General features: G+C 64.8%; 11 protein-coding genes. 6 read left to right on the forward strand and 5 right to left on the reverse strand.

The window, feature by feature from the left end:
* Positions 1 to 117: 117 nt before the first annotated feature.
* From CLV78_RS18195 to CLV78_RS18210, 3 genes are all read right to left on the reverse strand, one after another.
* Positions 118 to 1,647, reverse strand: a complete 1,530-nt coding sequence (locus CLV78_RS18195; protein ID WP_106206690.1) for a hypothetical protein — start codon at positions 1,645 to 1,647, stop codon at positions 118 to 120.
* Positions 1,648 to 2,309: 662 nt separating this feature from the next.
* Positions 2,310 to 3,200: a calcium-binding protein gene (locus tag CLV78_RS18205; RefSeq protein WP_106206694.1), complete on the reverse strand. Its 891-nt coding sequence runs from the start codon at positions 3,198 to 3,200 to the stop codon at positions 2,310 to 2,312.
* A 417-nt stretch (positions 3,201 to 3,617) separates the two neighbouring features.
* A complete protein-coding gene (locus CLV78_RS18210; protein WP_106206696.1) occupies positions 3,618 to 4,793 on the reverse strand; it encodes a phosphoglycerate kinase in 1,176 nt (391 codons plus the stop codon).
* A 144-nt stretch (positions 4,794 to 4,937) separates the two neighbouring features.
* On the opposite strand from CLV78_RS18210, the gene CLV78_RS18215 reads away from it, so the two are divergent.
* The 3 genes from CLV78_RS18215 to CLV78_RS18225 all read left to right on the forward strand — a co-directional run bounded on the left by CLV78_RS18215 (position 4,938) and on the right by CLV78_RS18225 (position 7,770).
* Complete coding sequence (locus CLV78_RS18215) at positions 4,938 to 5,438, forward strand: peptidylprolyl isomerase (RefSeq protein ID WP_106206698.1); 501 nt, start codon at positions 4,938 to 4,940, stop codon at positions 5,436 to 5,438.
* Complete coding sequence (locus CLV78_RS18220) at positions 5,431 to 6,045, forward strand: peptidylprolyl isomerase (RefSeq protein WP_106206700.1); 615 nt, start codon at positions 5,431 to 5,433, stop codon at positions 6,043 to 6,045. The genes CLV78_RS18215 and CLV78_RS18220 overlap by 8 nt, the downstream gene beginning before the upstream one ends.
* A gap of 762 nt (positions 6,046 to 6,807) precedes the next feature.
* Complete coding sequence (locus CLV78_RS18225) at positions 6,808 to 7,770, forward strand: DUF3179 domain-containing protein (RefSeq protein ID WP_106206702.1); 963 nt, start codon at positions 6,808 to 6,810, stop codon at positions 7,768 to 7,770.
* Between the two features lie 126 nt (positions 7,771 to 7,896).
* Here CLV78_RS18225 and CLV78_RS18230 read toward each other — a convergent pair whose 3' ends face one another.
* On the reverse strand, positions 7,897 to 8,466 hold the full coding sequence (locus CLV78_RS18230) for a lipid-binding SYLF domain-containing protein (protein ID WP_106206704.1): 570 nt from the start codon (positions 8,464 to 8,466) through the stop codon (positions 7,897 to 7,899).
* Between the two features lie 170 nt (positions 8,467 to 8,636).
* Positions 8,637 to 9,638 carry a porphobilinogen synthase gene (hemB, locus tag CLV78_RS18235; RefSeq protein ID WP_106206706.1) on the reverse strand — a complete coding sequence of 334 codons (1,002 nt, stop codon included), beginning with the start codon at positions 9,636 to 9,638 and terminating at the stop codon, positions 8,637 to 8,639.
* A gap of 182 nt (positions 9,639 to 9,820) precedes the next feature.
* On the opposite strand from hemB, the gene CLV78_RS18240 reads away from it, so the two are divergent.
* From CLV78_RS18240 to CLV78_RS18250, 3 genes are all read left to right on the forward strand, one after another.
* Positions 9,821 to 10,339, forward strand: a complete 519-nt coding sequence (locus tag CLV78_RS18240; RefSeq protein ID WP_106206708.1) for a component of SufBCD complex — start codon at positions 9,821 to 9,823, stop codon at positions 10,337 to 10,339.
* A gap of 568 nt (positions 10,340 to 10,907) precedes the next feature.
* Positions 10,908 to 14,378, forward strand: coding sequence for a transcription-repair coupling factor (mfd, locus tag CLV78_RS18245; protein ID WP_106206709.1), 3,471 nt, complete (start codon positions 10,908 to 10,910; stop codon positions 14,376 to 14,378).
* Positions 14,379 to 14,537: 159 nt separating this feature from the next.
* Complete coding sequence (locus tag CLV78_RS18250) at positions 14,538 to 15,074, forward strand: dihydrofolate reductase family protein (RefSeq protein WP_106206711.1); 537 nt, start codon at positions 14,538 to 14,540, stop codon at positions 15,072 to 15,074.
* The last annotated feature ends 63 nt before the right edge of the window (positions 15,075 to 15,137 follow it).

A 15,137-nucleotide genomic window follows, 5' to 3' on the forward strand; every position in this document is an offset into this window, starting at 1 on the left:
GTTAGGCAGGAGCCTGCCGGCACCGGTAATCCGGACGGATCCGGCGGTCGGGGTCCTGAGTGCCCGTTCTGCTGCCGTAACGCGTCCGGAAAGTGGCACCCCTCCGTTTCTTGGGCCTCAACGCTCCGGGATCAACTCGTCGAAGCGGGCGAGAAGGTCGAGGTAGTCGGGGTCGTGGTCCCAGTCGGGCAGCCCTTGCAGGATCACTTCGCGCGACAATCCCGGGTGGGCGGCAAGCCATTTGCGGCCTGCCTGGATGGCGCCCTCCCGGTCGCCCTTGAGCCAGAGCGTGCCAAACAGCATCCGATAGGCCCAGACCGCACGCGGGGCGGCGCGCAGGCCTTTCTCGATCATCGCGACCGCGGCATCGTACTCCTTGATCGAGCGCAGGCAGGCGGCACGGCCGAAGTCGATGTTGAACAGGAAGGGATCGAGCGGGCTCAGCATTTCGGCGCGGTCGAAATGCGACAGACCTTCCTCCGGCCGCGCGAGATAACAGGCGATCCAGCCCATGCGCAGCCAGCCCCAGGCGTTGTTGGGGTCGATATCCAATGCCCGCCGCGCGAGATCCTCTGCCGTCGCGTTGTCCTTCACGGCCATCGCCGCCGCTGCGCTGAGTGCGGTCAGCGAGGGCGCATGATCACCTACCAGCGGCAGGGCCGCGGCGAAATCGGCGCTGGCGGCATCGCGGGCTGTCTCGGGCTCCAGCGTCCAGAGGTAGCAGCACCGATGCGCGTGACACCAGGCCCGTTGCGCCAGCGCCGCGCCGAAATCCGGCGCCTTCGCCAACGCCGCGTCCAGCATCGCGATGGCGCGATCGTTTTCGGCCGGATCGTGGACCCAGAAGTGGGGCAGGGCGGTCAGCAGCAATTCATAGGCCGACCGGCTTTCCGGGGGCGTGTGACCGGCGCGCAGGATCTCGGCGGTGCGCAGGTTCGGGGCGAGGTGCCCGGCGACCTGCGTCGCAATCCGGTCCTGCAAGTCAAATAGGTCGTCCAGCCGGTCGTCGAAGCGCTCCGACCAGAGCGTGTAGCCATCGTGCCCCCGCACCAGTTGAACGGAGATCCGGACCCGCAGGCCGGATCGGCGAACGCTGCCCTCCAGCAGGTAGTCGGTGCCAAGCGCCTCTGCGGTTTCCGGCGCCGAAAGCACTTGCCCACGCAAAGCAAAGGCGGACTGCCGGGCGATCACGTGGAACGCCTGCACACGGCTCAGCGCACCGGTGATCTCCTCGACGACGCCTTCGGCGAACATGTCGCCCTCCTGCCCGCCGAGTTCCTCGAAGGGCAGGACCGCCAGCGAGGGCCGGTCGTGCCGTCCGCCCGCGATATCCATCGCTGGTTGGGGGGAGGTGTCGTCAAGTGCCGCCCGTCGGGTACGTAACCAGTCCTCGAATCCCTCGGACGGCAGATCGAACCCTTGCAGAAACGTGCCCGAGCCCTCGACACAGGCAATCCGGTCGGGGTGAAGCCAGACAGCCTGTCGGTCGGCGGCGATCACCCCATCCGGGAGTGTCCGCTTCAGAACCGACAATTCCTGCCGGAGCGAGGCCCGTGCCTGCGGCTCGGACCGGTCTGACCACAGCAGATCCGCCAGCGCACCGCGTTCGGCCCGTTGCCCATCCTGGTGGGACAGATAGGCAAGCATGCCCTGGCCCCTCCGGCTCACTCCGGAGAGCGGCTTGCCGTGCCGATCGGTCAGGCGAAACGGGCCTGTCAAATGAAGCGTCAGGTCGGGCATGGCGGGATGGGACCGGGCCTTTTACGATTGGAAGGGCACTTTTCACGGAATTATTACACGCGGCCAGTCAAAACGCAGCCCGGTTCTTGCGCTGCTTTCACGGCGCTCCGTCAGTGTGGTGGCATTGGTAATCCCCAAGCGGAGAACAGAGCGATGACCACAAATCAGATTTCCAGCAGCGTCCGCCAGACCGGCCAGGGCACATTTCTGTCCCGAATCGTATCTTTGTTGCGGGCGAGCCGTTGCCTCGCAAGCGATAACCACAGGATGAAATCGTTACCTTCCGATCGCCTCGACGACATGGGCATCGCTCCGCGCACCGACGCCAACGCCCGCTCCAGTGGCGAGGCCGGGCCGATCCCGCGCGCCGATCTCTGGTAGGCGGAGATTTTTTCCGAAACGCGTGGCGTCGGCATCGCGCCGGCGCCACGATTGCGAAATGGGTGCGCGTTTGCCGTCGTCCGGCGGGGATGAGCGCCTCTTTGTGGCCCGACAGTCCTCTTCCCGTTCGACGAGGCGGCGCGTTCAGCCGTGGGGCACTGCGGCCTGACTGCGGCATAGGTGCCCGGTCAGAAGACAAAATCGCCGCTGTCGAGATCGCCTGCCTTCGTGTCGTCGAACCAGATCATCACATTGGCGAATTCGACAATCGCATTGTCGCCGTCCTGGCTGATCTGCAACTGGGCGAAATCCGAGGCGCCGCTGTTGATCTGCACAACATCGCGAGAGGGATCGAAATCGTCGATCTTGTTGCGGCCGTCGCCCCTGTTGAAGACAAACGTGTCGGCGCCACCGCCGCCTTCAAGGACATCATTGCCCTTGCCTCCAACCAAGGTGTCCCGGCCACCGTTCCCTTCCAGCTTGTCATCGCCCTTGCCGCCTTTCAGGACATCGGCGCCCTTGCCGCCTTCCAGATCGTCCTGGCCGTTGCCACCGAAAAGGCTGTCATTGCCGCGGCCGCCTTCGAGGTCGTCGTTCCCGGCCTGACCGTAGAGCTTGTCGGCGCCCTGGCCGCCATCGATGTCGTCGTCGTGCGATCCGCCCTTGAGGGTGTCATTGCCGGCGCCACCGTCAAGCTCGTCCTCGCCCGCGCCGCCCAGCAGCAGGTCGTTGCCCGCCGCGCCTTGAAGATCGTCCTCTCCCGCGCCACCGTAGAGCCTGTCGTTGCCGTCATCGCCGTCGAGGCTGTCGTCGCCGGCGTCGCCATGAATCCGGTCATTTCCGCCATTGCCATCGAGGTTGTCCTCACCTTCACCGCCCTTCAGCGTGTCGAGGCCGCGCCCGCCATAGATGTCGTCGTCACCCTTGCCACCGAACAGGGTGTCGCGCCCGTTTCCCCCGAAGAGGCCATCGTCCTCGGCATTCCCGCGAAGCGTGTCGTCGCCGCCCAGTCCCTTTATGATGTCCTGTTCGGGCGTCCCGTTGAGGACGTTGTCGCCAATATCGCCGGTTATGTTCATGAGTCTCCCCCCTCAAAAAAAGTCACCTGAATTGAAGTGTATCGCCGGAAGACGGGCTGGCAATCATTCAGATGCACACGATCTCGTTGATTTTTTTTGGCCTCTCGTCGCGCAGTCAACCTGCGGTCGGGGTCCGTTGGATCGGGAGGTGCCGGTCGGATTTTGGGCAGGAAGACTGGTCCCGACGGCCCGCACCCGTTGCGCTCAAGGAAAAAAGCCCGGGTTCGCGTTCCAGTTCGATCGATCAGCCGGGAAAGGTGCCGGGGCTCGCGCACGCGGTCGGGCGCCATTGCGAAACGTATGGCGACAGACGCAGACGCCCCGCCAGAAAACTGGCGGGGCGGTGTTGTACGACGACTGGTTCGACTCGAGGTGCAGGTCGCTCGCGTTTCGAGTTTCACCCGCCAGGACGGGGTGTCAGCCGAGCGCGGCGACGCCGGGCAGTTCCTTGCCTTCCATCCATTCGAGGAAGGCGCCACCGGCGGTGGAGATATAGGTGAAGTCCTTCGCCGCCCCCGATTTGTTGAGCGCAGAGACAGTGTCGCCGCCGCCTGCCACGGTGATCAGTTTGCCGTCTGCGGTGAGGGCGGCGGCGGCCAATGCGGCGTCAAACGTGCCCTTGTGGAAGGGCTCGATCTCGAAGGCGCCAAGCGGGCCGTTCCAGATCAGCGTCTTGCACTCCGCGAACACGCCCTTGAGCGCCTCGACCGTGGCGGGGCCGGCATCGAGGATCATCTTGTCGGCGGGGCATTGATCAACGGGGAGCGTCTCGTTGGCAGCTCCGGCGGCGAACTCACCCGCGACGACGATATCGACCGGCAGGTGGATCTTGCAGCCCGTGGTTTCCGACTTGGCGAGGATCTCGCGAGCGGTGTCGGCCATGTCGCGTTCCGCCAGCGACGTGCCGATCTCGACACCCTTGGCGACGAGGAATGTGTTGGCCATGCCGCCGCCGATAACGAGGTGATCGACCTTCTCGATCAGGTTGGACAGCAGGTCCAGCTTGGTCGAGACCTTGGCGCCGCCAACAACCGCGACCACCGGGCGTTCGGGCTTGCCAAGCGCGGCTTCCAGCGCACCCAGCTCCTGCGCCATCAGGCGCCCGGCGCAGTTCGGCAACAGTTTCGCCACGCCTTCGGTCGAGGCGTGGGCCCGGTGCGCGGCAGAGAAGGCGTCATTGCAATAGAGATCGCCCAGCGAGGCCAGGAACTGGGCCATCTTCGGATCGTTGTCGGTTTCCATCGCGGTGAAACGGGTGTTCTCGACCAGCACCACCGTTCCCTCGGGCAGGGCGGCGATCTCGTCGCGGGACGGTTTCTCGATGAAGGTAACAGGCTGGCCGAGCTTTTCTTCCAGTGTAGGCACCGTGATCTTCAGCGACATCTCCGGAACGACCTGTCCCTTGGGACGCCCGAAATGGGCGAGCATGACCGGCTTGCCGCCCTTCGCCACGATGTCCTTGATCGTGGGCACGATGCGCTCGATACGGGTGGCATCGGTCACAACGCCATCCTTGACCGGCACGTTGATATCGACACGGACCAGCACGATCTTGCCTGCGAGGTCCATGTCGTCGAGGGTTTTCCAGCTCATGAGGATGCTCCTTGGTGAGAGTTGGCCCTGATCTATCGCAAGCGCCAACGCGCGCCTATGGGCTTTAGGTTTCCGCTAACGCGGTTTAGGGTCGCGCCGAACCGCGGGGGGAATACCCGCCATGCGACTCAGGAAGGACACCCAATGGCCGAGATCAAGGATCCCGAAAACACCGTCATCATCGAACTCAAGGATGGCAATGTCGTCGTCGAATTGTTGCCGGACGTGGCGCCGCAGCATTCCGCGCGGATGAAGGAACTGGCCCGCTCCGGTGCCTATGACGGCGTGGTCTTCCATCGCGTGATCGAGGGCTTCATGGCCCAGACCGGCGACGTGGAACACGGCAAGGCCGGGGGCGAGATGCGCCGCGCCGGCACCGGCGGATCCGACCTGCCGAACCTGCCGGCCGAGTTTTCCAAGCTGCCGCATGCGCGTGGAACGCTCGGTGCGGCCCGCTCGCAGAACCCGAACTCGGCCAACAGCCAGTTCTTCATCAACTTCAAGGACAACGACTTCCTCAACGGGCAGTACACCGTCTATGGCCGCGTGATCGAGGGCATGGAATTCGTCGATGCCATCACCCGTGGCGAGCCGCCCGCGAATCCCGACCAAATGATCTCGGTGAAGGTGGCCGCCGATGTCTGATGGAAAGGTATTCGCAGGCAGCATCTTCGCTGTCGGACTGGCGTTCCTCGCCGCGTTCTTCCTGTTCACCAACGCCTCGACCACTCAGGCGGTCGCGGCGGAGGACGGTGCGGGCCCGAACCTCGTGATCGAGGTCGCGGGCGAAGGGAATGGCACCATCGTCATCGACCTGTTGCCCGAAGTTGCGCCGAAGCACGTAGAGCGGCTCGTAGCGCTCGCCGAGAGCGGTGAGTACAATGACGTGGTCTTCCACCGCGTTATCGACGGTTTCATGGCGCAGACCGGTGACGTGCAATTCGGCAAGGCCGGCGGCGACACGTCGCGCGCGGGCACGGGCGCGTCGTCCATGCCCGATCTGCCGGCGGAATTCTCCGACGTTTCGTTCGAACGCGGCGTGGTTGGCATGGCCCGTTCGTCCAACCCGAACTCGGCCAACAGCCAGTTCTTCATCATGTTCGCGCCGGCGCCGCATCTGAATGGCCAGTACACCGTTCTGGGCCGTGTGGTGGAAGGCATGGACGTCGTGGATTCGATCAAGAAGGGGCGTGGTGGCAACGGCGCCGTGAGCGACCCGGACCGGATCGTCAGCGTCACCGTTCAGCCTTAACCCGACGCAGTTCCCGTACGATCAGAGGCGCGCCTGTCCGGGCGCGCCTTTTTTCATGCCGATCATGGCCGGGGCGAAGGCGGGGGGCTGTGTCAGGTGCTGCCGGATCCTGCCCGCGCAGGAGGTGCCCGCAACATACCACCCAACATTGGGTCACCGGGGGGAGTTCGCGACCGCCAGTGCGTCCATGTCGCTGCGTCCATCGCCTGACACGTTGTCCGGGGATGGCGGATTGCGGTCGCGGGTGAGGATGCATCCGGAACGCCATGCACTTCCGGTGAAATGTGCGGCCGTTGCCCCGGCGACATCGCGGGCATGGCAGCATTTCCTTCCCCGGCCCAGATGCGGGCAATGCCAGGGCCGCCTTCAGGTTCCGACCTTGCCATTCGGGCAGCAGCAGAGTGTAGCAACATCGAAATCGCCTGGCATGCAGAGCCGTCCCATATCTATGGGCCGGGGCAGGATGCCGGATAGTCCGACATCAGCCGGTTGCCGGTCGGGCCTTTGCTTTCGCCGTTGCCGGACGTGCCGCGAACGCTCCCCAGGTCGAGTTCCGTGAACTGCGGCCGCATTCTCGGCCATGGCCATTTGCGCGGTGTGATTGACGCGCGTTGCGGGCGGGTGAAATCCCGGTCCGCCCCGTTTGCGGCAGGGGGCGGGCGCCGAACGCTGCCACACGTCTCCTGAACCCTGCGTGAGCAGGGCTATCCCGGCGCGGCATTCCCTGACAGGCTTGTCCCGCCGGACAGGAAAGGAACCCCCATGCGCCTTGCCGCCCTCGCCGCCGCCGTTCTCATCTCTGCCAGCGCCGCCACCGCGGACCCGGGCGCCTGGAAGACCGAATGGCCCGACACCGATTTCACCCGTACCAATATTGCCAACTGGTCGGAGATCATGTCCGGCGGCCCCCCGAAGGACGGCATCCCGGCGCTCTCCAGCCCCGCCTTCAAACGGGTCGCCAACGAGCGCCGTATCGGCGACCGCGAGCCGGTGATCACGGTAGAGATCGATGGGGCCGACCCGCGTGCCTATCCGATCCGCTACCTGACATGGCACGAGATCGTGAATGACAGCGTCGGCGGCGTGCCGGTCGCGGTGACCTTCTGTCCGTTGTGCAATTCCGGCATCACCTTCGATCGCCGTGTCGGCGGGCGGACCCTCACTTTCGGTGTCTCCGGAAAGCTCAGGAACTCCGACATGGTGATGTACGACATGGAAACCGAAAGCTGGTGGCAGCAGGCCATCGGGACCGGCATCGTGGGCCACTACACCGGCACCGAACTCCGGCAGTTGCCGACCTGGATGGAGAGTTGGGCCGAGTTCAAGGCGCGCAATCCCGATGGGCTGGTCATGGCGGAGCCGGACTATCCGCGCGCCTACGGCCGCAACCCCTATACCAACTATGACAGTTCACAGCGCCCCTTCCTCTACAATGGAGAGATGCCGCCCCACGGCATTGCACCGCTCGCCCGCGTGGTAAAAGTTGGTGCCCGGGCGTGGCCGGTGGAGCGGCTGGCGACGGCGGGTGAAATCTCCGAAGACGGCCTGACCTTGAGCTGGCGGGCAGGGCAGGCCTCTGCGCTCGACAGCCAGAGCATCGCCAAGGGGCGGGACGTGGGAACGATCCGGGTGAAGGACGCGCAGGGCAGGGACGTGCCCCACGACGTGATGTTCGCCTTCGCCTTCCATGCCTTTCATCCCGACGGCACATGGATGCTGAAGTGACCGATGCGGGCGCCGCCGCTGCCGCGCCAAGATAGAAGGGCCGGTGCCAACGCGTGGCCCGGCCCGTTCCATCTGGAGAGATAGCATTCTGTGCGCGCGCCGTCCGTGACGGCGCCGCGCGTGTGATCAGGGGATGATCCGGCGGTATTTCGTGCCGCCCAGCGTTGCACCCGCGATTACCCCGGCCTGGGCAAAGACCAGTGCAATGATGGGCTCGGGGGTGGTCAGCGTCTCCGCCGAGAGGTTGCCGCCCTGGTCGATCCAAGCGTATTCCGCATCCGCCCCGACAGACCAGCCATGCGAGGTCCGGAAGCTTTGCAATGCCTCGGGCGTCATGAAGAACAGCGCATGGGCATATTGTTGAGCCCCGGCCTGGAAGCCGACGTTGGCCTGCAGCGCCTCGTAGTAGTCGACCGTGGTGTTCTCGATCCGGAGCGCGCCGGTGCCGTAGCTGCCGCCAACGCCGAAACCGGCCTTGGTGATCAGCGGCATGAAGAGCACGCCGGAGGATTTCTGTTCCAGCTCGGCCGTGCCGGGATAGGTGGTGAAAAGGAAGTTGCGCGTGGCGTCGACGCGTTGATCGATCCGCAGCGCGCCATTGGAGCCGACGGGGTTGGAGCACCCGGCCATTGCCGCCGTGCCGGCCGCCGCAGCCGCAAGGAACCCGCGACGGGATAGGGTGGTTTTGGAATCCATGAGTCTGTCCTGGAATCTGCCTGAATTGCCTCGGTTCCGGCGTGTTTGCCGCCGGTTGAGCCAAGTATACGTGACTGGAGCCGCCATGTCACGCTGCCGTTGGGGCAAGCGCAAGGGCCGGCGGGCTCTCGCCGCATTCGGCAGAAGACAGCAATGGTCGGCCCGCCGCTTCAGCCGTCTTTCAGCAGCCGGGCGACACGAGGGGCGAAATAGGTCAGGATGCCGTCACATCCCGCGCGTTTGAACGCCATCAGGCTTTCCAGCATCACCTTCTCGCCATCGATCCATCCGTTCTGCGCCGCGGCCTCGATCATCGCGTATTCCCCTGACACCTGGTAGGCGAAGGTCGGAGCGCCGAAGGTCTCCTTCACCCTGCGGCAGATATCGAGATAGGCCAGCCCGGGTTTCACCATGACCATGTCGGCGCCTTCCGACAGATCGCGCTCGATGAGCCGCATCGCCTCGTCGGAATTGGCCGGGTTCATCTGGTAGGTCTTCTTGTCACCTTTCAATGCCCCGCTGGCGCCGACGGCATCCCGGAAGGGACCGTAGAAGGCCGAGGCGTATTTCGCAGCATAGGACATGATCGTCACGTTGGGGTGCCGTGCCTGCTCCAGCGCCGTGCGCAACGCACCGATCCGCCCGTCCATCATGTCGGACGGGCCGAGGATGTCCGCCCCGGCCTCCGCCTGCGCCAGGCCCATTTTCACCAGCGCCTCCAGCGTCTCGTCGTTGACGATCTCACCGTCGACGACGATCCCATCGTGGCCATTGATATTGTAAGGATCGAGCGCGATGTCGGTCATCACGGCAATCTCGGGGACTTCGCGCTTGATGGCTCGGATCGCCCGGTTGGAGAGGTTTTCCGGGTTCCAGGCTTCCTCGCAGCCTTCGGTCTTCAGCGCCGGGTCGGTGTAGGGAAAAAGGCAGATCGCCGGGATTCCCAACTCGGCCGCCTCGGCCGCCGCCTTCACAGTCAGGTCGACGGAACGCCGCTGCACGCCGGGCATCGAGGGCACGTCTTCGGTCACGCCGTCACCGTCGCGGACGAAGACCGGCCAGATCAGGTCCCCCACGCCAAGGGTGGTTTCCTGTACCATCGACCGCAGGGCGGCTGAGCTTCTGGTTCGGCGGAGACGGCCGGCGGGAAAGGGGGCTTGCGTCGGGCGCATGTGCTGCCTCTTGTGTGCTCTATAGGTCGCAGTGGCGCGCAGAATGCACGTCTCCGGGCCTCTGCTCAAGCGTGACAAAGCGCGCGTGCCGCCGACAGCTTGCGCTGTGCCTCGCAGGGGGCTAGGTCATCCGACAGAGCAGTGCCCAGGCGACGGGCAGGAAGCCACGTGGAGAGGCCCACTTGCAGGACTGGTACCAGACGGCATTCGAGGTAATCGACCTGCGGTCGTTCTCGAACCTGTGGTACTGGATCGTCCTCGCGGTGGTCTGGTCCTCGTCCAGCCACTGGGTGCTCGGCGTTCCCTACGACATGGTGTCCCGCGCCCGCCGCCTCGGCGGACAGGCGGAAGAGGACCTTCACGACCTGGTGCGGATCAACGTGAACCGGATCCTCTATATCATCGACACCGCCGGCTATCTGCTCGTTGGATTCGCGTTCTTCCTCCTGACCACGCTGGCCCTCTTGGGCTTTGTTTACTGGGTGGAATTCGCGCAGGCGGTATTCCTGTTGGCCTTGCCCATGAGCGGTGTCTTCGCGCTCTCGGTTCGCACCGCGCGCCGCATCCGCGCCGCTGATGGCGAGGGGCTCTACCACATGTTGCAGGTGCATCGCTTCATCACCCAGGTGATCGGCATGGGCGCAATCTTCGTGACCGCGTTCTGGGGCATGTGGCAAAACCTGACGCTCGGGGTTCTCTGAGCCGAACGACGCGCGCCACCGTTCCGGTTGCTGGCGCGCCGCGCTAGCTGGTGCATGTGGTTTTGCACCGGGCTACACGACTGGAAACTGAACCCGTGCTGCCAGCCGGATCCCGGCTGTTTGCAATGCCGTTGCCGTCGGCAAGGCAGATCTGATCACAGCGCAGGGTCCGCGCTTTGACATCCCGGCAGAATGGGGCGCCCTGCCCATCGAGAACGCGATGCACCATGGGCCGCCCTGTGTTTGACCGCCCGGGGCGGAAGGCAAAAGGATCGCCACGCTTGCGCCTTGCGGCCACAGTTTCAGGAGCCGAATGCTCCCCGATCCGATGGTCGTCTGGCAGATGCGTCGGCCATGGAACACGTTCTCCTGACAGGCTCCCGAGTGAACGGGATCAGCCGTTGCCGTTGAATGGAAATCCTGTTTGTCCTGACCGGCTGGGTGGCCGATTGGTCTGCGACGGTATGGGCCGGGTCGCGAGTTTCGAAACGCCCGGCTGCCTGTTGCAAACCTCCAATTCGTCCTGCCCCGTTGACATCGCCACTGGCTTCAATAGGTGACAGCCATCATGAACACGCCTCAGCATATCACTGCCGGCGGGGCGCCGGAGGGATTCGACGCGCTGCTCCTCGCACGCGAACTGGAGAAGGGGACGCCGGTCGTCCACGTGGCCCGCGATGACAAGCGGCTCGCGGCGATGCGCTCTGCGCTCGCCTTCCTCGCCCCGACAGCGGTGGTGCTGGATTTTCCGGGCTGGGATTGCCTGCCCTACGACAGGGTCTCGCCAAATCCGGATGTGTCCGCCGCCCGAATGGCCACGCTCGCCGCGCTTGCCACCGGAGTGCCGGGGCCATTTGTCCTTCTGACCACCCTCAACGCCGCGACTCAGCGGGTCCCGGCCCGCGACGTGCTGCGGGAGGCGGCCTTTACCGCGCGCGTCGGCGACCGCGTGGACGAGGCCGCGCTCAAGGCATTTCTGGTCCGCATGGGGTTCTCGCAGGCGCCGACCGTCATGGAACCCGGGGATTACGCGATCCGTGGCGGCATCATCGACATTTTCCCGCCCGGACACGATGGCCCGGTGCGGCTCGATTTCTTCGGTGACGTGCTCGATGGTGCGCGCCGGTTCGACCCGGCCAACCAGCGCACGGTCGAGAAGCTTCAGGTGGTCGAGCTGGCGCCGGTCTCCGAGGTTATCCTCGACGAGGCCGCGATCACCCGTTTCCGCCAATCCTACCGGATCGAGTTCGGTGCCGCGGGCACGGACGACCCGCTCTACGAGGCCGTCAGTGCCGGTCGAAAACACGCAGGGATGGAGCATTGGCTGCCCTTCTTCCACGACCGGCTCGAGACGCTCTTCGACTACCTGCCAGACGCGACGATCCTGCTGGACGATCAGGTCGAACCGGCGCGGATCTCCCGTTGGGAGGGGATCGAGGACAGCTACGACAACCGTGTCGAGGCGATGAAATCCAAGGCGCGGATGGATTCCGTCTACAAACCCGCCCCTCCTGCCGCGCTTTATCTTGACGAGGTAGCCTGGGGAGAGGCGACCTCCGGCCACCGGGTGATGAAACTCACTGCATTGCCGCAGGCGACCGGCCCGGGCGTGATCGACGCGGGCGGTCGCATCGGGCGCAATTTCTCTCCAGAGCGTCAGCAGGAAAGTGTAAGCCTTTTCGGCGCCTTGGCGGAGCATGTGAAGGCAAAGCGACAAGTTGGACAGGTCATCGTCGCCTCCTATTCCGACGGTGCGCGGGAGCGTCTTGCCGGGCTGATGGAGGACGAGGGTGTCGTCGGCGCGACCGAGATCACCGATTTCCGCGACGTGCCCGAAGGCAAGGGCGGCCTGTTCCTCGCCGTCTGGGCGCTGGAGCACGGGTTCGAGGGGCCGCATGAAAACGGTGGCCTGACGGTCATTTCCGAACAGGACGTTCTGGGCGACCGGCTCATCCGCAAGCCGCGCAAGAAACGCCGGGCGGAGAATTTCCTGACCGAGGCGCAGTCGCTCTCTCCGGGCGATCTGGTGGTGCATGTCGACCATGGCGTCGGGCGCTACAAGGGGCTGGAGATCGTGAACGCGCTCGGTGCCGATCACGAGATGATCCACCTTGAATACGCGGAGAAGGCGCGTCTGTACCTGCCGGTGGAGAATATCGAACTGCTGAGCAAGTTCGGCCACGAGGAAGGGTTGCTGGACAAGCTCGGTGGCGGCGCCTGGCAGGCCAAGAAGGCCAAGCTGAAGGAGCGCATTCGCCAGATCGCCGACAAGCTCATGCGAATTGCCGCGGAACGGGCCTTGCGCAAGGCGCCTGTCGTGCAGCCGGAGCACCACGCCTGGGAGGAGTTCTCCGCCCGCTTCCCCTATGAGGAAACCGACGACCAGCTCAAGGCGATCGAGGATGTCCTCGAAGACCTGGAGCGCGGGATGCCGATGGATCGCCTGATCTGCGGCGACGTCGGTTTCGGCAAGACGGAGGTCGCGATGCGCGCGGCCTTCATCGCCGCAATGTCCGGCATGCAGGTCGCCGTAATCGCGCCGACCACGCTGCTGGCCCGTCAGCACGCAAACTCCTTCCGGGATCGCTTCCGGGGGTTTCCGCTCAAGGTTCGGCAGCTCTCGCGGTTTGTGACCACGAAGGAGGCGAACGAGACCCGCAAGGGGATTGCCGACGGCTCCGTCGATATCGCCATCGGCACCCACGCGTTGCTCGCGAAGCAGGTGAAATTCAAGAACCTCGGCCTGTTGATCATCGACGAGGAGCAGCATTTCGGCGTCCAGCACAAAGAGCGCCTGAAAGAGATGCGCTCCGATATCCACGTGCTGACGCTGACCGCGACGCCTATCCCGCGCACGTTGCAGATGTCGCTTTCGGGTGTGCGCGACCTGTCCATCATCGGGACGCCGCCGGTCGACCGGCTGGCAATCCGCACCTACGTGAGCGAGTTCGACAGCGTCACCATCCGGGAGGCGCTGCTGCGCGAACACTATCGCGGCGGGCAGAGCTTCTATGTCGTTCCACGAATCTCCGACCTGCCGGAGATCGAGGCGTACCTGCGCGAACAGGTGCCGGAAGTCTCCTATGTCATTGCCAACGGCCAGATGGCGGCCGGCGAGCTCGATGACAGGATGAATGCCTTCTACGATGGCAAGTTCGATGTGCTGCTGGCCACGACCATCGTGGAATCCGGCCTCGACATTCCGACCGCGAACACGATGGTGGTGCATCGCGCCGACATGTTCGGCCTCGCGCAGCTTTACCAGATCCGGGGCCGGGTGGGGCGCTCCAAGACTCGCGCCTACGCCTACCTGACCACCAAGCCGCGGGCCCGGCTCACCGACACGGCGGAAAAACGGCTGCGGGTGCTGGGATCGCTCGACAGTCTGGGCGCAGGGTTCACCCTGGCCAGCCAGGATCTCGATATCCGCGGTGCCGGCAACCTCGTGGGAGAGGAGCAATCCGGCCAGATGCGGGAGGTCGGCTACGAACTGTACCAGAGCATGCTGGAAGAGGCGATTGGCAAGATCAAGTCGGGCGAGTTTGACGGTCTGATGGACGACGATGGTCAATGGGCCCCGCAGATCAACCTCGGCGTGCCGGTGTTGATCCCGGAGGATTACGTGCCGGATCTCGACGTGCGTCTCGGCCTCTATCGCCGCCTTTCGCAGCTGTCCACCAAGGTGGAACTGGAAGGGTTCGCGGCCGAACTGATCGACCGGTTCGGCAAGCTGCCCCGAGAGGTGAACACCTTGCTGCTGGTGGTCCGCATCAAGGCGATGTGCAAGCGGGCCGGCATTGCCAAGCTCGACGGCGGGCCGAAGGGGGCAACGATCCAGTTTCACAACGACAAGTTTGCCAACCCGGCGGGGCTTGTCAGCTTCGTGCAGGCCCAGAACGGGCTGGCCAAGGTGCGGGACAACAAGATTGTCGTCCGCCGTGACTGGAAGAACAACGCCGACAAGATCAAGGGCGCCTTCGCCATTGCCCGCGACCTTGCCGAGCAGGCGCGTGCGAAACCGGTAAAGGCGAAGGTCTGAGCCCCTCTCAGCCGGTATGTCACCGGTCCGGTGGGCCCCACCTGCGCGACCTGCGCCGTCCGTCCGGACCGGCGCGCATGCTGGTCATCATCCCCGCGTTGTGCCGGGTCGGCGACACCCTTACGATCGGCACAGGCAACACTTTCCGGAAGGGTGGGGATGACCAACTTCGTTTTCATCGCGACGAGCCTTGATGGGTACATCGCCGACCGGGACGGCGGATTGGGCTGGCTCGAAGCGGTGCCCAACCCGGAAGGGGACGACGGGGGCTTTGCCGCGTTCATGGAGCACGTAGACGCGGTGGTTCTTGGGCGCGCCACCTTCGAAGCCGTCGTCGGGTTCGATGTGGGGTGGCCCTATCCGAAGCCGGGTCTGGTCCTGAGCTCGACCCTTGATGCGGTTCCTGCGGGGTTCGAGGACCATGTGCAGATCGCCCAAGGGGCGCCGGCTGAGATCGTCGCGATTGCCCGCGGCAAGGGCTACCGCGATCTCTACATTGACGGCGGCCGGACGGTGCAACGCTTCCTGGCGGACGGCCTGATTGACGAGATGATCCTCACGGAAGTGCCCGTGTTGCTTGGCGGGGGCACGCGGCTCTTCGGCCATTTGGAACGCGCCGAGGCGTTCGAGTTTCTGGGCGCGGAAGTCATTCGCGCGCAATTGCTCCAGAAACGCTATCGGCGAAAGCGACCCTAGGGATCGGGCCATCTCCATTCGCCCGATGCGCGGGCTCGAATAGTTGACGTGTCAGGGCCGTCC

The sequence above is a fragment of the Aliiruegeria haliotis genome (assembly GCF_003003255.1).
GTDB lineage: Bacteria > Pseudomonadota > Alphaproteobacteria > Rhodobacterales > Rhodobacteraceae > Tropicimonas > Tropicimonas haliotis.